The sequence below is a fragment of the Duganella sp. AC237 genome (assembly GCF_979254035.1).
The window spans coordinates 6,110,408-6,133,537 of record NZ_CEEDEW010000003.1 but is presented as its reverse complement, the minus strand read 5'-3'; the positions used below and the strand labels follow the sequence as shown (position 1 = coordinate 6,133,537).

16 protein-coding genes are annotated in these 23,130 nt (G+C 62.5%); 6 read left to right on the top strand and 10 right to left on the bottom strand.

All coding sequences use genetic code 11. The annotated features are described in order from the left end of the window. Nucleotides 1–143: 143 nt before the first annotated feature. Nucleotides 144–1,763, top strand: a complete 1,620-nt coding sequence (locus AC0IYS_RS27180) for a methyl-accepting chemotaxis protein (RefSeq protein WP_471708092.1) — start codon at nucleotides 144–146, stop codon at nucleotides 1,761–1,763. A gap of 6 nt (nucleotides 1,764–1,769) precedes the next feature. Here the strand turns inward: AC0IYS_RS27180 and AC0IYS_RS27175 are convergent, their stop codons facing one another. The 6 genes from AC0IYS_RS27175 to AC0IYS_RS27150 all read right to left on the bottom strand — a co-directional run bounded on the left by AC0IYS_RS27175 (nucleotide 1,770) and on the right by AC0IYS_RS27150 (nucleotide 12,832). Continuing rightward, nucleotides 1,770–3,617: a glycoside hydrolase family 28 protein gene (locus tag AC0IYS_RS27175; RefSeq protein ID WP_471708091.1), complete on the bottom strand. Its 1,848-nt coding sequence runs from the start codon at nucleotides 3,615–3,617 to the stop codon at nucleotides 1,770–1,772. Between the two features lie 4 nt (nucleotides 3,618–3,621). Next, on the bottom strand, nucleotides 3,622–5,436 hold the full coding sequence (locus tag AC0IYS_RS27170) for a glycoside hydrolase family 28 protein (protein ID WP_471708090.1): 1,815 nt from the start codon (nucleotides 5,434–5,436) through the stop codon (nucleotides 3,622–3,624). Between the two features lie 11 nt (nucleotides 5,437–5,447). Next, entirely contained in the window at nucleotides 5,448–7,109 is a 1,662-nt protein-coding gene (locus AC0IYS_RS27165; RefSeq protein ID WP_471708089.1) for a glycoside hydrolase family 43 protein, read from the bottom strand. A gap of 19 nt (nucleotides 7,110–7,128) precedes the next feature. Beyond that, nucleotides 7,129–9,954: a TonB-dependent receptor plug domain-containing protein gene (locus AC0IYS_RS27160; protein ID WP_471708088.1), complete on the bottom strand. Its 2,826-nt coding sequence runs from the start codon at nucleotides 9,952–9,954 to the stop codon at nucleotides 7,129–7,131. Between the two features lie 65 nt (nucleotides 9,955–10,019). Continuing rightward, nucleotides 10,020–11,468 (bottom strand): pectinesterase family protein, encoded by a 1,449-nt coding sequence (locus AC0IYS_RS27155; protein ID WP_471708087.1) that lies wholly within the window; start codon nucleotides 11,466–11,468, stop codon nucleotides 10,020–10,022. A 2-nt stretch (nucleotides 11,469–11,470) separates the two neighbouring features. After that, a complete protein-coding gene (locus AC0IYS_RS27150; RefSeq protein ID WP_471708086.1) occupies nucleotides 11,471–12,832 on the bottom strand; it encodes a glycoside hydrolase family 28 protein in 1,362 nt (453 codons plus the stop codon). A 421-nt stretch (nucleotides 12,833–13,253) separates the two neighbouring features. On the opposite strand from AC0IYS_RS27150, the gene AC0IYS_RS27145 reads away from it, so the two are divergent. The 3 genes from AC0IYS_RS27145 (at nucleotide 13,254) to AC0IYS_RS27135 (ending at nucleotide 18,456) form a co-directional block, all read left to right on the top strand. Next, nucleotides 13,254–15,539: a DOMON domain-containing protein gene (locus AC0IYS_RS27145; protein ID WP_471708085.1), complete on the top strand. Its 2,286-nt coding sequence runs from the start codon at nucleotides 13,254–13,256 to the stop codon at nucleotides 15,537–15,539. 135 nt (nucleotides 15,540–15,674) lie between these two features. Beyond that, nucleotides 15,675–17,381 (top strand): phospholipase D-like domain-containing protein, encoded by a 1,707-nt coding sequence (locus AC0IYS_RS27140; protein WP_471708084.1) that lies wholly within the window; start codon nucleotides 15,675–15,677, stop codon nucleotides 17,379–17,381. A gap of 100 nt (nucleotides 17,382–17,481) precedes the next feature. Further along, nucleotides 17,482–18,456, top strand: a complete 975-nt coding sequence (locus tag AC0IYS_RS27135; RefSeq protein ID WP_471708082.1) for a hypothetical protein — start codon at nucleotides 17,482–17,484, stop codon at nucleotides 18,454–18,456. 26 nt (nucleotides 18,457–18,482) lie between these two features. Here AC0IYS_RS27135 and AC0IYS_RS27130 read toward each other — a convergent pair whose 3' ends face one another. The 4 genes from AC0IYS_RS27130 to AC0IYS_RS27115 form a co-directional block, all read right to left on the bottom strand. Further along, nucleotides 18,483–19,406 carry a hypothetical protein gene (locus AC0IYS_RS27130; protein ID WP_471708081.1) on the bottom strand — a complete coding sequence of 308 codons (924 nt, stop codon included), beginning with the start codon at nucleotides 19,404–19,406 and terminating at the stop codon, nucleotides 18,483–18,485. Nucleotides 19,407–19,494: 88 nt separating this feature from the next. Next, entirely contained in the window at nucleotides 19,495–19,935 is a 441-nt protein-coding gene (locus AC0IYS_RS27125; RefSeq protein ID WP_471708080.1) for a PIN domain-containing protein, read from the bottom strand. Beyond that, the gene (locus tag AC0IYS_RS27120) at nucleotides 19,932–20,246 is read right to left on the bottom strand and encodes a hypothetical protein (protein WP_471708079.1); all 315 of its coding nucleotides are present in this window, start codon (nucleotides 20,244–20,246) and stop codon (nucleotides 19,932–19,934) included. Before AC0IYS_RS27120 ends, AC0IYS_RS27125 begins: the two co-directional genes overlap by 4 nt. 135 nt (nucleotides 20,247–20,381) lie before the next feature. After that, the gene (locus tag AC0IYS_RS27115; RefSeq protein ID WP_471708945.1) at nucleotides 20,382–20,975 is read right to left on the bottom strand and encodes an ATP-binding protein; all 594 of its coding nucleotides are present in this window, start codon (nucleotides 20,973–20,975) and stop codon (nucleotides 20,382–20,384) included. A gap of 317 nt (nucleotides 20,976–21,292) precedes the next feature. Here AC0IYS_RS27115 and AC0IYS_RS27110 point away from each other — a divergent pair, with 317 nt between their 5' ends. Together AC0IYS_RS27110 and AC0IYS_RS27105 are read left to right on the top strand one after the other, a co-directional pair. After that, nucleotides 21,293–22,381, top strand: a complete 1,089-nt coding sequence (locus tag AC0IYS_RS27110) for a DNA adenine methylase (RefSeq protein ID WP_471708078.1) — start codon at nucleotides 21,293–21,295, stop codon at nucleotides 22,379–22,381. Further along, nucleotides 22,382–23,113, top strand: a complete 732-nt coding sequence (locus tag AC0IYS_RS27105) for a hypothetical protein (protein WP_471708077.1) — start codon at nucleotides 22,382–22,384, stop codon at nucleotides 23,111–23,113. Nucleotides 23,114–23,130 lie beyond the last annotated feature (17 nt).

Sequence of the window (23,130 nt, the reverse complement as noted above, 5' to 3'; positions counted from 1 at the left end):
TTCAGCGTTTACGCTATCAACCAGCATGCTGACGCGCTGAAACAACACGCAACCGTCTGGCTTGCCTTGCCGCAATATGCGCAACGGCCATTGGGGCCAACATCTAAATGTTGCTATGCCAATAGACCCCAATGGAAACTATCATGAACATCTCTAACTTGAAAATCGGAACGCGGCTGGGCCTGGGTTTCGGCGTGGTGGTGCTGCTGTTGGCCGCCGTGGCGCTGGTCGCCATCACCCGCATCAACCTGATCAACGAGGCGACGGACCGGATCTTGAGCGACAGCTTCGTCAAGTTGACGCTGGCCCGGCAGATTCAGACCGAGGTGAATGTGCAATCGCGCTTGCTGCGCAACGCCATCATCGGCGCGGGCGACCCGGCGGAGGTGCGGGCGCAGTTGGAGAAGCTGGATGCGTCGCTGAAGGCGAACGAAGAATATATCGTCAAGCTGGATGCCATGCTGACGCTTCCCAAGGGCAAGGAGCTGTTCAAGACGCTGAGCGAGCGGCGCGACGCCTACACGGTCGCGCGCACCGCCATCATCAAGATGATCAGGGAGGGGCAGTCCGAGCAGGCCGGCAAGTACGTGAGCAAGGAACTGCGGGTGGCGCAAACGCCGTATTTCAACGCCATCAACGCGATGGAGGATTTCCAGGAATCGCTGATGAAGAAGGACGGCGAGCAGATCGCGGCGGGCGGCGCGTTGGCCGTGCAACTGACGCTCATCCTGTCGGTGACGGCGACGATCATGGCGGTGCTGATCGGCTGGTTCATCACGCGTTCCATCACGGTGCCGGTGAACCGGGCCGTGGCGCTGGCGCAGACCGTCGCCGCCGGCGATTTGAGCGGCTATGTCGACGTGCAAAGCAAGGATGAGATCGGGGCGCTGTTGCGAGCGCTCAATGAAATGACCCACAGCCTGAACAACATCGTCGGCCAGGTGCGCGCCGGCAGCGACGAGATCTCGACCGCAACGGCGGAAGTGGCCAGCGGCAACCTGGACCTGTCGTCGCGCACCGAGCAGCAGGCCAGCGCGCTGGAGGAGACCGCGTCGTCGATGGAGGAACTGACCTCCACCGTCAAGCAAAACAGCGACAACGCGCGGCAAGCCAACCAGTTGGCCGTGTCCGCCGTGGACGTGGCGCGCCAGGGCGGCGCGGTGGTGAAGGAAGTGGTGACGACGATGGGCCACATCCACGCGTCGGCCGGCAAGATCGCCGACATCATCGGCGTCATCGACGGCATCGCCTTCCAGACCAACATCCTGGCCTTGAACGCGGCGGTGGAGGCGGCGCGCGCCGGCGAGCAGGGACGGGGCTTTGCCGTGGTGGCGTCGGAAGTGCGCAACCTGGCGCAGCGCTCGGCGAGCGCGGCAAGGGAAATCAAAACCTTGATCAACGACTCGGTCGAGCAGGTCAACGCCGGCAATCAGCTGGTGGCCAAGGCCGGCACCACGATGACCGAGGTGGTCGCCAGCATCCAGCGGGTCACCGACATCATGAGCGAAATCACGGCGGCCAGCCGCGAGCAGGAGGTCGGCATCGAACAGATCAACCAGGCCGTCAACGAAATGGACGCCGTGACGCAGCAGAACGCCGCGCTGGTGGAGCAAGCGGCCGCCGCCACGGCGGCGCTGGAAGGCCAGGCGTCGCATCTGACGCAGGTCGTCAGCGTGTTCAAGCTCGAGCAGGGACGCGCCGCGCCGGCGGGCCACCAGCCGCAAAAGCGGCCTGCGCCCCAGCTGGCGCTGGCGGCGGTTTGACGGCGGTTACGACGACAAGCGCTGGTTGTGCACCTTGCCGGCGATGGTCACGTTCTTCAACACCAGCTCCTTGACGTTATACAGGTACGCCGGCTGCTGCACCACCGGCGTGCCGAAGTCGCAGTCGCTGATGGTGACATTGCTCACCGGCAGAATCTGCGGCTTGCCCGGCCCGTTGTAGTTCACCGCCACCGGTCCCAGCACCACGATCGGCTGGTAGCACGAGAATTTGCCCTCTTTGGTCTGCACATTGCCCACCTTAATACCCGAGATATGCACGTTGGTCACCAGCGGCGGCCGCGTGCGGATGGTATCGTCGAGCGGGCTGTAGTCGCAATCGAAGGTGACCACGCCACCGGCGCCGGCGGCCACCGTCTTCTCCGGAATCCCGGACCCCGGCGTTGGCTTGTAAAACGCCGGCGTGGTGCGGATGCCGTTGGGGATCTGCACATTGCGCACATAGAAATTACGCAAAAAGCCGCCGCGCGCCATATTGGTCTTCAGCCGTATGGCGATGTTGAGCGGATCGGTCTTCCAGTTGGCGTTCTCGAACACCAGATTCTGCGCATACACGTTCTGGATGCCGCCGGACATGATGCTGCCCAAGGTTAGCGCGCCATGGCCGCTGTGCATCCGGCAATTCTGCACCACCACGTTCTCGCATGGACCGAACTGCGTATCCGTGCCCTTGCCGGAATCGATGGCGATGCAATCGTCGCCGGTGTTGAACTGGCAGCCTTCGATCAGCACGTAACGGCACGATTCCGGATCGAAACCATCGTTGTTGGCGCCCATGCTGTTGGCGTAGATGCCTTTCACGTGCACATTGGCGCAGTCCACCGGGTTGTGCTGCCAGAACGGCGTGTTGGTGGTCTGGTAGCCGGCCAGCAGCACATCGGTGCAACTGATGAACTGCACCATGTGCGGCCGCAGGAAGTGGCCGATGCCGAAGACGCGCTGCCTGGCAGGCACGCGCGCCTCGCTCAGCGCGCGCAGGTAGTGCGAGTCCGACAGGAACCACGGATCGTCGCCCTGGATCTTCGCGGCTTCTTCGGCGGACAAATGCGGCGCGATCTCGGCCAGCGGGCGGTTGCGCGGGTTCGGCCGCTCCTGCACTTTACCCACGGTAAACGGCACATGCACCTCGCCCTTGCGCTCGCGGCCTTTCCAGGACCACCAGCAATCGGCATCGCCGGGGAAGGGCACGCCGGCCTGGCCGTCGAGGATGGAGGTCCAGTCCTCGCCGGTGAGGGCGATGTTGCGCTGGCCGTGGGCGTACACCAGCGATGAGTAATTCAGGCAATCGTTGCCCTCCCAGCGGGTCAGCGACAGCTTGCCGTTGGCGCCGCAATCGAATTCGCCATGGCGCGCATAGTCGAGCGGATTGGCGGAGAAGTAGACGTGCGCGCCCTTGGCCAGATGCACGTGGACGTTCGACAGCAGCACGATCGGCCCGGCGCACAGCCAGTTGCCGGCCGGGATCAATACGCGGCCACCGCCGGCCTTGTGGCAGGCGGCGATGGCGGCGCTGATGGCCGGATGGCAATCGGTCGCGCCGGGCGCCGGCGTGTGGATGTCGGCGCGCTCGCTGGAGCCGACCCAGGCGTTGATCGGCACCACGTCGCACGCCTTGCCGCCAAACGCGGTGATGACGAAATCCTCCTTGCGGAAGGTGAGTGGCTTCGACACGCGGTCGATGATGGCCTGGGCCTGGCGCCAAGGGTCGGCGGAAGCGGCCGGGGCCGCCATCAACTGTGCCGGCAAGCCGCCGGCCAGGGCCAGGGTACCGCCCGCCAGCGTCTGCATGAAGTTGCGGCGGGCGGCTTGGGTGGTGGACGTGGTCATCGTGGTCATCGCGTCAGGTATCCAGTACCGTCGAGATGGTCTTGCCGGCGATGCGCACGTTCTTCAAGACCAGGCCCTTAACGTTGTGGGTGAACCAAGGCTGCTCGGCGTTGCGCGGCGTGCCGAAATCGCAGTCGGTGATGGTGATGTCGGTCAGCGGCAACACCGGCGTGCCGGGCTTGCCGTTGAAGCTGGTCGCCACCGGTCCCAGGATCACCATGGCCTGGTAGCAGGAGACCTCGGCGCCGCCGACCTTGATGTTGCCGGCCTTGACGTTGGAGATGTGCACGTGCGACACCGATGGCGGCCGGATGCGCACATCGTCGTCGGCCGGCGCGTAGTCGCAATCGATGGTGATCAGGCCGCCGCCGCTGGTCGATACCGTCTTCGGCTTGATGACCGAGCCGGGCAGCGGATTGTAGAAGCCCGGCGTGGTCTTGACGCCGTTGGGCACGGTCACGTCGCGCACGTAGAAGTGGCGCAGGAAGCCGCCGCGGTTCATATTGGTCTTCATGCGGATGGCGGTGCCGAGCGGGTCGCTGTCCCAGTGGACGTTGCGGAACTCGATGCGCTGCGCGTACACGTGCTCGATGCCGGCCGCCATCTCGCTTCCGAGGGTGACGCCGCCGTGGCCGCTGTTCATGATGGTGTCCTGGATCACCATATTGCGCGTCGGTCCTTCGGCGATGTCGCGGTTCTTGCCGGACTTGATGGCGATGCAATCGTCGCCGGTGTTGAACAGGCAGCCTTCGACCAGGATGGTGTCGCACGACTCGGGATCGAAGCCGTCGCTGTTGGCGCCCTTGCTTTCCATCCTGACCTTGCTGAAGTGGACGTTGCGGCAGTTGACCGGGTGGTGCAGCCAGAACGGCGAATCGAGCAACTGGTAGCCTTGCATCAGCACGTCCGTGCAGCCGACGAATTCGACCATGCACGGGCGCAGGTAGTGGCCGAGGCCGAAGATGCGCTTGGCCACCGGCACGCCGGCCTCGGACAGCGCCGGCAGGTAGCGCGAGTCGGTGCGCCAGTCGGGCCGGGTGCCCTGGATCAGCGCGCGCTCGGCGTCCGACAGCGATGGCGCCACCGCCGCCAGCGATTCCGGATTGGCCGGGTTGATCTTGCGTCCGTGCATGGGCGCCTGCTTGTTCTTGCCGCTCCAGTCCCACCAGGAGCCGCCGCCGGTTTCGAACGGCACGCCTGCCTGGCCGTTGAGGATGCTGGTCCAGTCCTCGCCGGTCAGCGCGATGTTGCGCTGGTTGTAGGCGTAGATCATCGGCGAAAAGTTCAGCACGTCGTTGCCCTGCCAGCGCGAGATCACCAGCTTGCCGTTCTTGCCGCAATCGATGTCGCCGTATTTGGCGTAGTCGTTCGGGTTGGCGCTGAAGTAGACCTCGGCGCCGGCGGCAAGGTGGACGTTGACGTTGGACAGCAGCACGATCGGGCCGGCGCAGTACCAGGCGCCGGCCGGAATCAGCACGCGGCCGCCGCCGGCCCTGTTGCAGGCGGCGATGGCGGCGGCGATGGCCGGATAGCAGTCAGGCGACTTGGCGACCGGCGACATGCGCTTCAGCGGCTCGTCGCCGCCGGTGGTGGTGACCTCGGCCAGTTTGCACGGCTTGGCGCCGAACTTCGTGATCGGGAAGTCTTCCTTGCGAAATACCAGCGGCTTGGCGAAACGGTCGATGATGCGCTGCGCCGTGGCCCAAGGGTCGGCGGCGGCGGCTGGCGCGGTCTGGCCGAACGCGAGCGGCGCGGCGCCGCCGAGCATGGCGCCGGCCGAGGCCGCGCGCAAGACGTTGCGGCGTTGTGGGTTTACTGCTTTAGTCATTTTATTCTCCATCATTGCGCGCTGACGCGGAAGTAATCGACATCCAGGCTGGACGCCTTGGCGCCTGTGCTGCCGGACGCCCCGTCGCCGATGCTGAACACGCCCATCTGTGCGCCCACCCAGCGGCCCTTGCTGATCTTGAGCGGCTGGCCCACGGTCTGGAAGGTCACGTTGTCGGTGCTGTAGGCGAAGCTCGCCATCGCGCCGGGCGCCATCGTCATGCGCAGGTACAGCGCCGACGGCGCCGACGGCAGCACCACGGCCGTGGTTTCCTTGCAGCGCAGCACGGCCGGGCCGCACGTGGTGTAGACCAGCTGGGTCGCGTCGGCTGTCTTGCGCAGGCCCAGCCAGGCGTATTGCATGGCGTTGACGATCAGCCCGGCGCGGTCGCCGCTGTTGGCGTCATTGAGCTGGACGCGGGTGTTGACGACGAACTCCGGCGCCGGCAGCTTCTGCGCCAGGATGGATGGCGCCGCGCGCACATAGTCGGCCGCATCCGGCGCCGCCTGCGTGAACAGGCGCAGCTGGCCGGGACGCTCGCTCAGCGAATACCATTTCGCATTGCTGTTGGCGTTCCACTGCCATTGCAGGCCGAGCCGCGGGCCGTCGAACTCATCCGAGGTGGGAGGCGCCTTGATCGCCGCGCCCGCCACCGGTTTGGCGTGGGTGAGCACCGGCTGCCCGGCGCCCGCATTGGGACCGGCTTCGCCCATGATGGGCCAGTCGTCGACCCAGCGCATAGGTTGCAGGTGGACCACGCGGCCGTAGGCATTCTTGTCCTGGAAGTGCAGGAACCAATCCTTGCCGTCTTGCGCGCGTACCCAGGCGCCTTGGTGCGGGCCGTTGACCTCGGTCTTGCCTTGTTCGAGCACGGTGCGCACTTCGTACGGTCCGTTCAGGCTGCGCGAGCGGAACACCGACTGCCAGCCTTCCTCGACGCCGCCGGCCGGCGCGAACACGTAGTAGTAGCCGTTGGCTTTGTAGAACTTCGGCCCTTCCAGCGTCTTGTAGCCCTTGATCGCGTTGCCGTCGATCAGGGTGGTGCCTTTGGTGTCGAGCAGTTTGCTGGCGTCCGGCGCCATGCTGCGCAAGGTCAGGATGTTGTTGAAGCCGGCGCGGCTCTTGGCCCAGCCGTGCAGCAGGTAGGCCTTGCCATCGTCGTCCCACAGCGGGGTCGGATCGATGATGCCTTTGCCCGGCAGAATCAGCTTGGGCGTACTCCACTGGCCGTCGAAACGGTCCGCCGTGATGACGAAGATGCCGTGGTCCGGATCCGGGTAGAAGATCCAGAACTTGCCGTCGTGATAGCGCAGGCACGGCGCCCACACGCCCTCGCCATGGCGCGGCACGGCGAAGCGTTCGGACGGCACCAGGGCCGGCAAGGCGTGGCCGACCAGCTCCCAGTTGACCATGTCCTTGGAGGTCAGCAGGGGCAGGCCGGGGGAACTATTAAAGCTCGACGACGTCATATAGTAAGTGTCGCCGACGCGGATCGCGTCCGGGTCGGAATAGTCGGCGTGCAGGACGGGGTTCTTGTACTGGCCGTTGCCGAGGTCCGATACCCACGGGGCGGCGGCCGGCTTGGCCGGCGCTGGCGAGTCCACCTGGGCGGTCTGGCACGCTGCCAGCGCGAGCGGCAGCAGCACGGCGCCGGCGATTTTGTAGCGGTTCATGGTTGTCATGGTCATGGCATCAGAAGGTGTATTCGGCGCGCAAAGTGTAGGCGCGGCCGATCGGTTTGGCGATGTTTTGCGCAAACACCACGCGCGAGCTCAAACGCTGGTTCGACAGCGGCGGTTCCTCGTTCAGCAGGTTGTTGACGCCAAAGGTTACTTTCAGGTTGTCCGAGAACTTGTAGTTGGTGCTCAGGTTATACAGGATGTAGTGGTCGATGACGTTGTGGAACGGCTGGCCCGGCTTTTGCGTCGGCAGCGCGTTGGTGTCCTCGTAGCTGGAGGTGTAGGACTGCGTCAGCTGCGCGCCGAACTTGGCGTAGTTCCACGAGAAGCGCAGGTTGTGCTTCCACTTGAAGATGTAGGTGTTGGCCGAGGTCGAACCGGTCGCCAGCGCGCCCGGACGGCCGACGCTGTCGACCCAGGCGCCGCCGGCGTCGTTCTGGCCTTCGTACTGGTCGACATAGGTGCCGTCCAGGTTGACGCCGAACTTGCCCCATTGCTTGGTCGGCACCACGTAGCGGAAGCTGACGTCGATGCCGCGCGTGTGGAGGCCGCCCATGTTCATGCGGGTGACGACGATGTAGTCCAGCGTGCCGTCGGGGTTGCGCGTGAACAGGTTGTTGTAGCGGTCGACGTCGGAGAAGATGGTGTCCTCGGTGATCTGTGCGATGGTGCCCTTCATCTTGATGTCCCAGACGTCGAACGACAGCATCATGTTCTTGACCGGCTCGAGTACGATGCCGGCGGTGTAGGTGCGCGATTCCTCCGGTTGCAGATCGGGGTTGGCGCCGGTCAGGGTGGTCAGCTGGGTGTTGCAGACGCGCGCCGGATCGAGGTTCAGGCCGGCGTAGCGCGGGTCGGTGGTCAAGCTGCCGGTGTTCGGCTGCGACGGCGTCGGGCCAGGGCACAGCAGCGGATCGTCCCAGCGGTTGACCGACGGGCTGCGGGTGCGCGCGGCACCGTACAGCTCCGGCAGGGTGGGCGCGCGGAAGCCGGTGCTGGCCGTGCCGCGCAACATGACAGCCGTGTGCGGTTCCCAGCGCACGCTGGCCTTCGGGTTGAAGGTCGAGCCGAAGTCGCTGAAGTGGTCGGCGCGGGCCGCCAGCGTGAGGTCGAGCTTTTTGGTGATAGGCGCGTCGAGCTCCATGTACAGGCCGCCGATGGTGCGCGCGCCCTTGGGATTGGTGCCCGGCGCGCCGGACGATTTGTAGGTCACCGCGTTGGCCAGCATGCTGGTGCGGTCGCTGTACATTTCGCGGTGCAGGTCGCCGCCAACGGCGATCGCCAGCGCGCCGCCTTCGAGCGGCATGAGCTCGCGCGAGAGGTTGAAGTCCGGACCGAAATATTTGACGCGGGCGGTGCGGTAGTTTTCGCCGTCGACGCTGATGCTGTCGAGATAGGCGCGCCCCTCGGCGTCCTGCTTGCCGAACGGATTGAGCGTGCCGTTGGCCACGCCCGCGTACAGCTCCGGCGTGGTGACGAAGCCGCTCTTGTAGCCGACCCGGCGCTCGCTCATGGCGGCGTTGAAGCCGACGCGGTAGTCCCAGCCCATGACCGCGCCCTCGTCGGCGACGACGATGCGGTTGGTGTTCTGGCGGTCGTGGGTGCCGGCCGTGCCCAGTTCGTCCAGGCTCCACGTCAGCGCCAGGTCCTGGCCGGTGACGCCGGCCACGGCCGGCACGCCGCCGCTGCCGCCCGGATACCACTTGCTGCTGCGGTTGATGAACAGCGGCTTGCGCACGCCGGGGTTGAGCTTGTCGTAATCGGTTTGCGCACCGAACACCTGCGGCGGATTGAGCGCGTCGATGTAGGACTCGGTGTTGAGCATTTCCACGGTGAACAGCTTGTCGTCGCCGTGGCGGATCGAGGCTTTGGTGAACAGGGTGGTTTGCTTGTTGTCCGGCAGCAGTTGCGGGTAAATGGTCGGGTCGAGGATGCAGGTCTTGGCGCCGGCGCCGGAGGCCTTGGTCGAGGCCAGGCTGTAGGGCGCGTCGTAGTTGCTGCCGCAGCCCGTGGACCAGTACGGGTTGCCGGTGGCGGTGGTCGGCTTGCCGTTGTTGTAGACGGTGTAGTTGGCCGGCGACGAGGACGAGCCCGAGGTGTTGCTGGTGAAGACGGTGCCGCCCAGTTGCGCGATGCGTTCCGGGTCCCAGATTTCCGGACGGCTCTTTTGCATCAGCGACGTGCGGCGCTGCATGTCGAACGAGGCGAAGACGTTCCAGCCATCCTTTTTCAGGTCGCCGGTGCCGCCGGTGATGGACACGCGCTGCTGCTCGCCGCCGCCGGAGCGTTGCGGCTTGACGATGCCGGCGCTCAGGCTGACCTTGTTGACGGTGCGCTTGGTGATGAAGTTGATCACGCCGGCGATGGCGTCGGTGCCGTAGATGGCCGAGGCGCCGTCGCGCAGCACTTCGACCCGCTCGACCGCGCTCATCGGCACGACATCGACGTTGACCGAGCTGGCGCCGATGGCCTCGTTGGGCAGGCGGCGGCCGTTGAGCAGCACCAGGGTGCGGTTGGTGTTGAGGCCGCGCATATTGATCATGGTGCCGCCGCCCCCGCCGCCGACCGGCTCGTTGGTGGCGCCGGTGACCAGCGAGGTGGCCACCTCGGACATCGTGGTCAGGCCCTGGGCTTCCAGTTCCTCGGCCTTGTAGGTGGTCAGCGGCAGGGCGTTCTCGGTGGCGATGCGTTTGATCGACGAGCCGGTCACTTCGACGCGGGTCATGCTCTCGTCGGCTTGCTGCGTCTGCGCGTGGGCCGGGTTGGTCAGGGCCAGCACCGCCAGGGTGATGGCCGTGAGGGCGAGCCGGGGTTTGGGATTGTTCGTCGTGGTTGTCATGTTCTAGTCTCCTATTTTTTTATAATGAAACGTCTGTGGTGAAGCGGTGAAGCCAGGTGAAACAATTACGGGACGGGGTTCCAACCCTTGCCGTCGTTGAATGTGTTGAAAATCTGTTGTCTGCTGCCGAAGCGGGCCGCGACCTGTTCGGCCGTCAACTGGTGGCCCGGCGTGCGCTGGCTCACATCCAGTGGCCGTCCCGCCAGGTCCATGCTGCCGAACTCGCCCCAGCCGGCGCCCGGTTTTGCCTCGGGCGTCTGCGGCTTTTTCGGCGCCCAGCCCTGCGCCGCGATATGGTTGTCCATGCGGCAGTTGATAAAGCTGACGTTGTCCCAGGTCGCCGGCGGCCCCTGCCGCGCGAGGTAGGCTTTGCCCGCCGGCACATCGTTGCCCAACGGGCCAGGACCGTGCGTCAACCGGCTGTTGAGAAACACAAACCCCGGCTCTCCGGCCGCGACGGTGCGCGCCTGCACGATGTAGCCGCCCCCGCCGGCATGGGCGCTGTCGCCGACGGTGCGGATCTCGCTGTCCTCGAACAGCGCCGCCCGGTTGCCGCCCCAGATGAAATCCACATTGCCGGCGATCAGCGTGCGGTGGAACCACGAATAGCCTTTGACCTGGATCGTGTCCTGCTCGCTGAAGAAGCTGGCATCGCGCGCGACAAGGCGTCCCCGGTCGCTGCTGAAGACCAGCGTCTCGGCCTGGCCGCCCTTGCTGTGCGCGCGCACGGTGTTGTTGATCAAGGTGAGATGGTCGAGCGTCACCATGTCGGCATCCTCGATCAGCAACACCGAGCGGCCACCGTTGGCGGCCGGTGTCAGCGGTCCGCGGCCGGCGCCGGTGCCGGGATTGATGCCGTCGTTGTTGGTCGCTTCGAGGATGACGCCGTCGCGACTTTCGCCACGCAAAGTGATGTTGTCCTTGCCGCGCAGGTATAGCAGTTGGTCATAGCGGCCGTCGGCGATGCGGATCGACACCGGCGCCGCGCGCGGCAGTTGGCCCATCGCGTGGTTGAGCGCGCCCTGGACGGTGCGGAAGTCGGCCGGACCGTCATCGTCGACGCTGAGGTTGTTGCCGGTCGGCGCCGCCGCGCGGGTGCGGAAGGTCCACGGGGCGATGCCGGCGCCGGTGAACACGCCGGCGTCGATGACGATCTCGTACTCGGTGTCGTAGTCGAGTTTGGCGCTGTGCGGGCGTATGGTCGCGGTCGCACCTTGCACGGTGATCGGCGTGTAGCGCACCACGCGCTTGTATTCCTGCTGCGGGTTGCCGATGACATCGACGTCCTCGCCCGGGCGCAGCTCGTCAACGATCGCGCGGTCGGCGACGCGGTAGATGCGGACCGCGCCATCGGCGCCCAGCACCGGCGGCTTGTCGAAAACGATCCGCAACGGCGTATCGACCTGGACGTCGGCGGCGCGCGCGGCCGGCGACAGTTTCCACCGGGGCGAGTCGGCGGCGTGACCATGCAGCGGCAACGCCGCTCCAAGGAGGACGGGAAAAAGGAGCCGCATGATCATTGCCGCGCGACTTTGACCGGCCAGGCCTCCGGGCCTTCGGGGAAGGGCACAAAGCGCTTGGCGCAATCGACCGCGCGCGCGTCCGGCGCGTTGAGCTGGCCGTCGAGCTTGATGGACGAAGTCTTGACCGGCGGATTGCCGTCCACCACCACATCCTTCAAGGTCAGCCGCAGCGGATGGGCGTCGTCGTAGCCTTGCAGGATAACCTGGCCGGGCGTCAGGCTGTGCACGCTTTCCATGCGCACGCCGTTGTACGACGGAATCAGCTGGCCGGCCGGGCCGGGCTCGTAGTTGGTGTCGATATACAGCGGCCAGCGGTTGCCGCGCAGGCAGACGTTGCGGTAGACGATGCCGCTGACCACGCCGCCGCGCCGGTCGTTGCTCTTGATGCGCAGGCCGGAGGTGGTGCCATCCATGTCCAGGTCGTCCACCAGCACGTTGCGCACGCCGCCGTTGGTCTCGCTGCCGATCGACATGCCGTGGCCGCTGTAGAAATGGTTGTGCAGGATCGAGATGTTTTCGCTCATGCCGTTGTTGCCGGCCTTGATGGCGACGTTGTCGTCGCCGGTGCGGATGTAGCTGTGGGCGATGGTCACGTTGCGCGAGGCGCCCGGATCGATGCCGTCGCTGTTGCGCGCGTCATGTGGCGTATCGATGCGCACGGACCAGGCGGTGAAGCCGTCCACCTTGTTCAGGGCGACATGGAAGTTGGGCGAGTTGCGCAAGGTGATGCGGTACATCGTGAAGTCGCGCGCGTTGTCGATCTGGATCAGGCGCGGCACGTTCTGGCGCAGTTTTTCCTTTTGCGCGCGACGGGCGATCTGCCACCAGGTTTCGGGCTTGCCGTCGATCCGTTGGCCGCCCTGGCCGTCGATGGCGCCGTCGCCCATGATGCCCGCGCCTTTGGCGCCGTTGACGGTGATGAAGGGACGGCAGCCCTTGCCGGCCAGGTCGAGCGTGCCGCAGGCTTTTTCGCCGGTGTCGAACAGCATGGGATTGGTGCTGGCGTACAGCGTGACGCCGGCATCCACCACCAGGGTGACGCCGTTGCTGAGCGTCAACGGGCCGGCGGTGAAAGCGGCGTTATGCTTGTCGCCGCCCGCCGCCAGGTGGACCGCGCCGCCTTGCGTGCACTGGTCGATGGCTTTCTGGATGCGCGCGGCGTCGTCGCGGCCGGCTGTCGCGGCTTCGGCGGTCACGGTCGCGCAGGACTTCGGCAGGGTGGGTTCGCGCACGTCGCGCGTGTCCTGCGCTTGTGCTGGTGGTTGAACGCACAGCAGCGTGGCGGCGATGGCCGAAGCCACCAGGGACGGTACGGGAATAGGCCGTTTTTTCGGGCCTGAATTGGCGATGCGCATGACATGTCTCCAGTTATAGGCGCTGCTTCGGCAGCGCTCACTGGAGTACCTCGCGTACTCCGCGCCGATAAGACGAGGGCCACGCGCATGAGGTGGCCGAGGTCGCTCGGTGGGGTCTTGCTTGTTTCTTTGCTTGTCTCTTTGCTTGTTTCTAAAAAAAAGATTAGCAGATAAGAATGAGCGAAACCATGCTTCCAGGTTCAGATGGGAAGAATCATTACGCGGATTGGTGGATTTCACAATGCCGGTCATGTCGAAACAGCGTGCGATGCCCGCTCAAAAAAGTTCTCAAAAAGATATTTCTTTAGTTTAAACTACCGCCCGCGTAGCTTGCTTGGCTGCGGTTGATTTGAAGGCGGCGGTGGATCATTTAATCAAAGTTTTGAGCAGAGTGGCGAGCAATGCCCGGGTCGGTGCCGGCATGCTGTTTCTTTCCGGTCTGGCCGCGATGTGCGAGGTCCAGGCGCTGGAGGTCGCAGAGCGCGAGCAGCGCAAGGTCTTGCCGCTGCCGGCGCGCCTGATCGGCCACACTTCCCCGGTGAAGATCGACGGCGCGCTGGACGAGGACGCCTGGCGCGACGCCCCGGAGTTCGACACCTTCCACGAATTCCTGCCCAACAGCGGCAACGCCGCGCCGGCCGCGCTGCGCACCACCGTGCGCCTGCTGATCGACGACGGCGCGCTGGTGTTCGGCATCCGCGCCTGGGACCCTACGCCGGAGAAACTGCGCGGCTCGCTGGCGCGGCGCGACAAGGTCGGCACGGACCAGGATTTCATCGGCATCTGGCTCGACCCGACCGGCCACGGCCGCGCCGCCCAGTTCGTGCGCGTCAACACCGCCGGCGTGCTCAACGACGGCATGTACCGCGCCGACGAGGATGAGTCCGATCTCGGTCCCGATTTTCCGATCGACGCCGCCGTCCGGCGCCTGCCCGACGGCTACAGCATGGAAGTGCGCTGGCCGCTGTCGAACCTGCGCTTTCCGTACGCCGACGGCAAGGCCTGGCGCGTGATGATCGAACGCAACGTGCCGCACGCCGGCGGCCTGCTGCTGACCAGCACGCCCTTAACCACCGACACCATCGGCCATATCGGCGTGATGCAGGACATCGACGGCATGGGCGGCACCGTCGCCGCCGTGCGCGACCGCAGCTTCCTCGACATCAAGCCGGAGCTGACCTTGCGCTCGAACAGCGACACCGACGGCGCCGGCCGGCAACGCGCCAACAAGGGCAGCCTGGGCCTGGAGATCAACGCCCGCCCGCGCGCGGACATGGTCTTCAACGCCACCTTGAACCCGGACTTTTCACAGGTCGAGATCGACGAGCCGACGTCGTCGGGCGCCAGCCGCATCGCGCTGAGCCTGCCGGAGAAGCGCGGCTTCTTCCTTGAAAGCGCCGACGTGCTGGGGCTGCCGCTGGCGGCCTTCTACTCGCGTACGGTGGCCGACCCGGAATGGGGCCTGCGCGGCACCTGGCGCGCGGCGCAGGCCGACGCTACCGCGATGAGCCTGCGCGACCAGGAGGGCGGCATCGTGCTGCGCGGCGGGCCGTACGAGACGGCCGAGTACGATCAAACGCGGCGTACCCTGACCAGCCTGCTGCGCGCGCGCTGGCACGCCGGCGGTACGGTGCTCGGCGCCTTCGTCTCGCAGCGCGACTATGGCGACGCCGGCAGCAACCAGGTGTTCGGCTTCGACGGCCAATGGCGCGGCGAAGGCCAGCAGGCGACCTGGCTGTTGATGCACTCGCAGACCAGCGCCGGCTTCGTCACCGAACCGGTGGCCGACGTGGTGCGGGTGCGCTCACGCAATGGCGCCTATTTGTCGGGCAAGTACACGCACCTGTCAGAGGGCTGGTGGAACGAACTGAAGCTGGAGGCCGTCGGCCCGGGCTTCGTCAACGACAACGGTTTCGTGCCGCAAACGGGCATCGTCAAGACCGATATCAACCTCAACCGCAGGCTGGGTCCACAGCGGCTGGAAGTGGCGGACATGGCGGTCGAGGCGTACGAGATGGAAGCGCACCTGGGGCTGCATGAGATCCGCACGGTGTCCGATGCGTTCTCCGGCCAGCAGGCCAACCAGATCGTCGAGCGCAAGCTGCAACCGGGCATCTGGTTCCGCGCCGCGCGCCAGACGGACTTCTGGGCCAACCTGGGCTTCGACCAGCAGCGCGGGCGGCGTGAAGGGCGGCTGCACGACGTGCCGGCGCTGCACTTCGGCCTGGAAACATCGCCGCTGCCGTGGATCACCAAGCTCAGGTCCGAAGTGACCTTGGGCAAGCAGCTCGACGTCGACGCCGACCGTGTCGGCCGTGGCGGCAACGCGCTGGTGGAACTGGGCCTGCGCTTCGCCTTGCCGCGCGGCTGGGCGATGGAGCTGGACCAGCGCGTCAACCGCGCCTGGGTGCAGGGCACGCTGGGGCGGCCGGCCTTCGTCGACAACGGCTGGCGCTGGCTGGGCATGTTGCACTTCACGCCAGCCGACTCGCTGCGGCTGCTGGCGCAGAACACCTCGGCGGCGCGGCGCGACGACGGTGTGTCTGGCCTGGAGCCCTGGGCCGAGCGCCAGGTGCACCGTTCGCTGCTGTATCGCCACCTGTGGCGGCACGGCCGCTCGCTGTCGGTCGGCTATTCTCGCGACAAGACGCGCGCGCCGGATACGGTGAGCAAGTCGCTGACGATGAAGTTCCAGTGGGAGATGTAAGGCGCCCCGTCTCCGGCGACAAGTGATAGCAAAAATCTATGTCGTTTTGACACGTTCCGGTCATGCGTCGCTGCTACTGTCACTGTGTTGTCCCCGCCAATTCACGCTTTCTAAACCAACGGCACGGAGGAACAGATGGGCCCAGTCCAACTCAATGTGTATTGCAACACCGACGATGCCTTTCTGATCTGGCGGGCCGGGGAGCTGCAAAACTGCATCGGCTTCGCCATCGAGCGGGTGTGGCTGGAGAGCGATGACGAAAATCGCCCGCTGAATCAAGCCGAGTTCTTGGTCAACCGCGTCGGCTTCGCCAAGGATGTCGGCGGCGGGCCCGATCAGCGGCAGCCGTCGGATGTCTGGCCGTTTCAGCGTTATAGCTGGACGGACCACGAGGTGAGCTTCAATGACCGTGCCAAGTACCGGATCGTACCGATGGTCGGAGCGCCCGGTGCCCTGGAGCCACGGGAAGAGTGGGCCAGTGCTTGGGTCGAGGTCCATGCCGTCCAGCCGGCCGGCGGACGGTTGAGCTGCTTCTTCAATCGCCCGATGGCCGCCTCGCGCTGGATGGCCAAGGTCGCCGCCGACATGGAGATCGAGACCGGGACCGAACTGGTCGAGCGGATCTCCGATGTCTCCAGCGACTTCCTGCGCGATTTCTGCGGCGGATCGCTGATCCTGGCGCTGCGCCAGCTGTTCGACGACGCCGACCGCAACCCCGACATCAGCTTGTACGCTGCCCTTTTCGAACTGGAGGACGACGAAGTCACCCAGCGGTTTTGCGACCTTGGACCGCGCGCCAATATCGTGCTGGCCAACGGCAGTACCAAGGCCACCGAACCGGATGCCAACGCCGAGGGCCGGGCGAAGGTGCACGAGGCGGGCTGCGTCGTTATCGATCGCATGACCGCCGCTCCCGGCAAGGTGGGCGCGCTGGGGCATAACAAGTTCATCGTCGTCCTGGATGGCGACCGGCCGGTGGCCGTGTGGACCGGCTCCACCAACCTGACGCCGACAGGGCTTTTCACCCAAATAAACAATGCGGTGCTGATCGAGAGCGCCGAGCTGGCCACGCAATACCTGGCGCAGTGGCGCCGTCTGGCCGAGGCGGGAAGCGAGGCGCCGTCGACTTTGAAGACAAGCAACGCGGCGCCGGCTGCCGGCACCACCGTGCCGGCGCAGATCGAGCCGTGGTTCACGCCAACGGTCAAGAATGCGGATCTCAAAAGTCTTCAAGCGCTGGTCGAGGCCGCGCAGGACGGCATCCTGTTCCTGTCCTTCATGCCCGGCCCGAACGGCCCGGTGCTGGATATTTTGGAGGAGCGCGCGCAAGGACAATTCGTGCGCGGCGTGCTGAACCGGTTTGTCGGCGGCGCGGACGGCGCGCTGATGGCGGAGCTGGTCGGCGGCAGCAAGTCGGACCCGATGAACCTGGACGTGTTCACGCCTTCGGGCATCAAGCAGCAGTTTGCGTTTTGGGCCGAGGAATTCATGCGGGGAGGGAAAATTTCGGTCCTTGTGCACAGCAAGGTGCTGTGCATCGACCCGTTCGGCACGCATCCCGTGGTCGTCACCGGCTCGCACAATTTCTCGCAGATGGCGTCGGAAAGCAATGACGAGAACTTCCTGGTCATCGAGGGCGACCGGGGCGTGGCGGAGTCGTATGCGGCGCATATCATCTCGGTCTACGACCATTACCGCTGGCGGCAGTACGTCGCCTCCACGACCGCCGCAGGCAGGCAGCCGTGGCAAAAGCTCGACGACAAGGCGAGCTGGCAAAAGTCCCGGCTGAACTCGGCGAAGCAACAGGCCGAATGGAAATTCTGGATGGGCGGCTCGGACTGAATCGTCGCTACGATCGATGTATCGTTCCCCGGCCTGATCGCTGTCAAATTAGGCGGGGGACCGGCTTCTATACTCGAGAGCATAACCTCGGGAGAAGATCATGAAAACCACCTTGTCCGCAGCCGCGCTGGCTGCAGCGTTCATCGTATCGTTGACCTATAGCCAGGCCGGTCTGGCGCAGCAGAACCAGGCGACGTTGACGCAAACCGGCGCCAACAACAGCGCGGGGATCGAACAGGATAATGCGAGACGGCCCACCGAGGCCACGATCACGCAAACCGGCAACGACAATATCGCAGGCGGCGCGGCGGTGGAGGGCGGCATCGTGCAGAGGGATACACGAGGCATGGCCACCATCACGCAAGACGGTAACCGTAACCTCGCCGGGATCCTGCAGCAGCGGGCGACGACCGGCGCCAGAGCGACCGTCAACCAGGCCGGCGACGATAATCTGGTGCTGATCAGCCAGGTGGACAGTTTCGCACCCGCGGTCGACGCAGTACAGGCCGGGACGCGCAATACCGCCTATATCAATCAGTCCCACGTGGATAATCTGGTCCAGACCCGGCAGACCGGCGCCGACAATGTCATCACCGTCGATCAGAACGGAGCCGCTTATGGCGGCCCCGTCATCACGCAAGACGGCATCGGCAACACGGCAACCGTTACCCAGTATTCGGACACTTACCCCGGCGGTATCACCGTGTACCAGACCGGCATGCGCAACACTGCCACGGTGACGCGGAGCAGCAGCTCTTTGGGTGATGGCACGTCGATTGTGCAAAACGGCGCCGACAACCGGGCGACGCATACCGGCAGCGGCGGTCGCAGCCCCTCGTCCATCATGCAAACCGGCGATGGTAATACGGCGACCGTCACCAAGAGTTTGAAGTATAACGATTCGACCATTGTGCAGACCGGAAATCTCAACGCCGCGACGGTGGTGCAGAGTGGGGTGACGCTGTCGGGGATGCCGCCGTTAAATGTCGCAACGATTATCCAGGTGGGTGAGGGCTTCACGGCCAGCATCGCGCAGGCCGGCAGCGGCAATGTAGGTTCGGTTTATCAGCATTGATGGGGCGATGCAGGATTTATGCGGGCTCATTGCGGTGAGCGGTAGAAGCCCGCCTCGCTCATGCCGCGCTTGATCTTGTCCATATTCCCCGTTGCCGGCCATCCGGAAAATTTGTAGACCAGCTTGGCATTGTTGAAGAAATAGAAGGTCGGGGTATCCCAGTGGCTGATGCCGGTCCAGGTGGCATACTTTCGCGGAACCGAAAATTGGAACTTGGGGTGCGTGTTGTTCCACTGCGCGATCTCGGCAAAATTTGTGGACCTTTCAATGCGCATCAGCCACTTGCTGCGGCCGCTCAAGCGGTCCAGGTCGGGGAAGCTTTGCAGCGCGCGCATGCTGTCGAGTGAAAAATGGCAATGTATGGACGATGCCACCATCATGTAAGGGCCTGGCGGCAGGACGAAGGTGGCCGACGACAGTTTTTTACCGTCGGCGTCGATGATCCATTCTTGCAGGCCGCTACTCGCTTGCTGCGCGACGATGACAGGAAGCGGCCCGACGTTGAGGTCGGGGTGTGCGGCTGAAAATCGCGTAGCGGCCTCAAATTCTTCTGCGGCGAGGTAGGCGCCATATACTTTCACACCTCCAGACGTCTCATCCGCGCCCGCCGACTTCAGCAGGTCGAAATACTGATGCATCTTCTTTGCGTAATAAGCGTCGTCGGTGTAGAACGCGGCCATGCTGGATGCATCGAATAGCGACTTCAGCATTTCCGGTTGGTCTTTGACGGATGTGACGTCGACATTGCCGAATAAGCCGAGATAGCTTGTCGCCACGCGGTCTGCCGCTTCCCTGGTTGACAGGTCTGCTTTGAAGTTGTCCGCCTCGATCGTCTTCAAACGCTCGTGGCGTTCAGCATAATTGTCCGCGGTGGCGGAAGCCGTGCCGGCGCCGAGCAGCACGCCTATGCACAAAAGCCTGATAGATACCGATCGATTCATCTTCACCATTATTATTCTGCTACCGGATTGCTTTTATCGCTTTTCAGCTATCGTGGCTGGTAGTGTATTACAGTTGGTCAGAGCAGGCTTCGTCGGTTCACCCTGGCGGAGGTCGGGCGTTGACCGCAATCGCGTTACCCGCTGCATCCGTCGACAGCTCATACGGCATGTGTACATTGCTGCCCGGACCGAAGAAATCCCGAGGATTTCTAGTGATAATAAGCCTGCCATACGCCTCCGCAGTGGCACGTATGATGCAATCGAGAAGCGGGACCTTGCGGGGGCCGACGAAAATGCTGTGACCGCGAATGCTTGCAGCGCGCCGCATAATATTGTCGTCGGGATGGATAATCCGGATCGCGGCGGCGTCGAGGAAGGAATGGAAAGCAATTTTCTCGAAATCGGTCATCCGGCAAGCGACTTCCATCCAAGTGATCGAACTGATGGCCGCATCATCATAGTTCAGGATTTCGTCTTCTGCCGCTTTGATGCCTTGAAGGTTATCGATAAGTATATTGGTATCGAAGAGGACGATCACGATTCGTCCCGAATCTCACGCTGATATTCAAGACCATCCTGTTGTTTGCTTGGGTCATTTCTCCAGATGCCATGCACGCTAGCAATTGCCGCGCGACGTGTTTCGCGAGATGGCTTGCTCAATATCGCTGTTTCTTTGGATTCCGCCGTTGACGCGGCTAATGGCGGATTAGAGCGCATGTCCATCGCTAAAATCTCGACAAATTCCGCAGCAGTCAGTTGCTCCAGACGAACATCACGATCGCGCGCGGCTTGCCTCAAACGCGCCAGATCAGTTTCGTCCACTTCAATTGTTAGCCGTGTCCGTTCCATGACAGTACCTAGTCAGCTCTGATAGCTCATAGTGTATAACAGTTAGGCGCGAGCAGCGCGGGATAGCGACGTCTTCGCTGAACTAGCTCCCTTGAATAATCGAGCAACGTTCTGGCGTGATTTCTGCTGCAATTGCTACCTGTCCCGCAACGCCCGCCGGTACTGCACCGCCTCGCCGACGTGCGCCTCGCCGATGCGCTCGGCGTGCGCCAGGTCGGCGATGGTGCGCGCCACGCGCAGGATGCGGTGGTAGGCGCGGCCAGACCATTGAAACTGCTCCATCGACGCCTTCAGGCGCGCCTTGCCGGGTTTGTCCGGCTTGCAGAACTGGTCGATTTCGCGCGTGGTCAGGTACTGGTTGCGCTTGCCCTGGCGTTGCAACTGCACTTCGGCGGCGGCCTGTACGCGGGCGCCAATGGCGGCCGAGTGTTCGCCGTTGGCGTCCTCGCTGAGCACATCCGGTTCGACGGCGGCCACTTCCATTTGCATGTCGATGCGATCGAGCAGCGGGCCGGAGACGCGGCCCTGGTAGCGCTTGATCAGATCCGGCGAACAATTGCAGACGCCGCTGATATGGCCGTAGTAGCCGCACGGACAGGGATTCATCGCCGCGATCAGCTGGAAGTGCGCCGGGAAGTCGGCCTGCCGCGCGGCGCGCGAGATGGTGATGTGGCCGGACTCCATCGGCTGGCGCAGCACGTCGAGCACGCGGCGGTCGAATTCCGGAATTTTCCTATATGCCTCATTTTCTTCCCGAAGTTGTCAAAATTGGACACCAGAATACATCCAGGTAAGCGCTGGAGTTGCACCAATGCAATTCTCAACCTTTGATTGTGTTTTCGTCAATTATGTCCGATCTCAGCTTCCTGCTAATTGGCCGGTGGAAATGCGGATATACTATAGCTAACTTATGATTTTTGGCGTAGGAATTCTCGAAGATGCGGTTAAGAACAAAAAAAAATCCTAACTATGCCAGCGATGACGGAGGGTCAGCTCTTGGATACCTATCTTCGGAGCAATCCCAAGGCGATGAGGCGGAAAGTCGGATGTGGTTACCCAAAAAGGGGGATGCCTACGATATTATTTGCCGAGCACGAGTGGAAGATATACCACCATTAGCCTTTCCCTCCACACGGTTTTACGGTAGCAAACGTAGACAACTTAGTTGGCTTCAAGCTGAGCTATCGCGCGTTGAGGGGAAGACCGCATTGGACGCCTTTGGCGGCACTGGGGCGGTTTCCTATCTACTTGGAAAGTTAGGATTTCAGACTACTTATAATGATATTTTTGAGTTTAACACTGTATCGGCACGTGCTATTTTTTCGAAATCCGCAGTTAGTTTCAGCGAGCTGTCATTGAAAAAGCTACTTCAAGCAGTGGTCCCAGTCGATGGATTTATTTGTGCGACGTTTGAGGGCCTCTACTTCACGCATGAGGAAAATCGTTGGCTAGACGGAATAATGCGTTTGATCAGCGGGGAGCATCGAGAGATTCGGGATTTACTTTTGCATTGTCTGTTTCAAGCTTGTCTAAAAAAACGGCCTTTCAACCTATTTCATCGCGCAAATTTAGGCTTAAGGCATTCGACAGTTCCTGTGCAATTCGGAAATAGGACGACTTGGGAGCGCTCTTTTTCTCACCACATGATTTCGGCGCATAGTGAAATCTTACGCGCGCAATGGTCAATTCGCAATAATGTCTACGTAGGGCATGCATCATGTGCAAAGCGAGTCGATGGTCAGTACGATTTGATATATTTGGATCCTCCTTATTTTAAGAGGCGAAAGCGCAATACTGATACCTATCTTCAGCGTTATCATTTTCTGGAGGGATTGGCAAGATACGACGAGTGGCCCAATCTCATTGATATTAGCTCTCCTCAACGAATTTTAAAGGGACCGTATCGCGACGAATGGGTTGATAAGCGCCTAATGCTCTCTAATATTCGGGAATTGATTGAACGAAATAAGGGGTCTACTTTTGCATTATCATATGTTTCCGGGGAGGAGCCGACGGAAGAAGAATTATTCGGACTTTTCAAAGAGAGTTTTGATAATGTAAGGTTATCACGCCGCTCTTTTAAGAAAGTTCTCTCGAATAAAGAGTCTTTTGAAATCCTTTTGGTGGGAAGATAAATGTCGATTTATAATCGTAAATATTCGCTATCGTTGCCTTGGTCAATTTTGATCTGTACGAGTCTATTTCTAATTCCGTTCGTGATAATTTCTTTAACCAAAACACAAAAAACGTTTTTCGCTGATGAGGGACCCCTTTATGTGTTTGCAGTAGGATTAGTTCCTGGGTTGTCCGTCGCACTGGCACAATTTCTTTTAAGTTGGGTCGAGTTTAGTCGGATCTCAAAATTTTCTTCTATGAAAATCAAGAGCGTTTTCGATGGTAGGGATAGTGAACAATACTATGCTAAAGTGATTTCCTCTGCAAAACGGAAAATAGACGTACAAGGTGTGACTGCGTCTCGGTTTGTTGAAGACTTTGCCGATAATACTTCGAGCAATGAAGATAAGAAAATTTTAATTTCGGCTTTAAGGAATGGTGTTATTGTCCGGTTTTTGGTTCCTGACCCTAGGCTGCTTGATGCTGTAAATCAGCGCAAGTCTGTCACGACCGCCGAAGTAGTTCGTGACCTGAAGCACCGCTTCCCTGGGCGCATTGAACTTAGGTATTTTTCTCATAATCCCACCGTTTCTATAGTGCGAGCCGATGATGAGTTCATCTTCGGGCCTGTTTTCAAACATCTACCGAGTCGGAATACACCTACTATTCACACGGCGGCCCATAGCGCGCTTGCGCAATGCTATATGGAGGAATTCGATCTTGATTGGGTATCGGCTACGCCACTAGTCTAATTTTTCACAATAATAAA

Coding starts and splice junctions, on each gene's coding strand:
- AC0IYS_RS27180 (WP_471708092.1), top strand. CDS start 144: ATGAACATCTCTAACTTGAAAATCGGAACGCGGCTGGGCCTGGGTTTC.
- AC0IYS_RS27175 (WP_471708091.1), bottom strand. CDS start 3,617: ATGACCACGATGACCACGTCCACCACCCAAGCCGCCCGCCGCAACTTC.
- AC0IYS_RS27170 (WP_471708090.1), bottom strand. CDS start 5,436: ATGACTAAAGCAGTAAACCCACAACGCCGCAACGTCTTGCGCGCGGCC.
- AC0IYS_RS27165 (WP_471708089.1), bottom strand. CDS start 7,109: ATGAACCGCTACAAAATCGCCGGCGCCGTGCTGCTGCCGCTCGCGCTG.
- AC0IYS_RS27160 (WP_471708088.1), bottom strand. CDS start 9,954: ATGACAACCACGACGAACAATCCCAAACCCCGGCTCGCCCTCACGGCC.
- AC0IYS_RS27155 (WP_471708087.1), bottom strand. CDS start 11,468: ATGCGGCTCCTTTTTCCCGTCCTCCTTGGAGCGGCGTTGCCGCTGCAT.
- AC0IYS_RS27150 (WP_471708086.1), bottom strand. CDS start 12,832: ATGCGCATCGCCAATTCAGGCCCGAAAAAACGGCCTATTCCCGTACCG.
- AC0IYS_RS27145 (WP_471708085.1), top strand. CDS start 13,254: ATGCTGTTTCTTTCCGGTCTGGCCGCGATGTGCGAGGTCCAGGCGCTG.
- AC0IYS_RS27140 (WP_471708084.1), top strand. CDS start 15,675: ATGGGCCCAGTCCAACTCAATGTGTATTGCAACACCGACGATGCCTTT.
- AC0IYS_RS27135 (WP_471708082.1), top strand. CDS start 17,482: ATGAAAACCACCTTGTCCGCAGCCGCGCTGGCTGCAGCGTTCATCGTA.
- AC0IYS_RS27130 (WP_471708081.1), bottom strand. CDS start 19,406: ATGGTGAAGATGAATCGATCGGTATCTATCAGGCTTTTGTGCATAGGC.
- AC0IYS_RS27120 (WP_471708079.1), bottom strand. CDS start 20,246: ATGGAACGGACACGGCTAACAATTGAAGTGGACGAAACTGATCTGGCG.
- AC0IYS_RS27110 (WP_471708078.1), top strand. CDS start 21,293: ATGTGGTTACCCAAAAAGGGGGATGCCTACGATATTATTTGCCGAGCA.
- AC0IYS_RS27105 (WP_471708077.1), top strand. CDS start 22,382: ATGTCGATTTATAATCGTAAATATTCGCTATCGTTGCCTTGGTCAATT.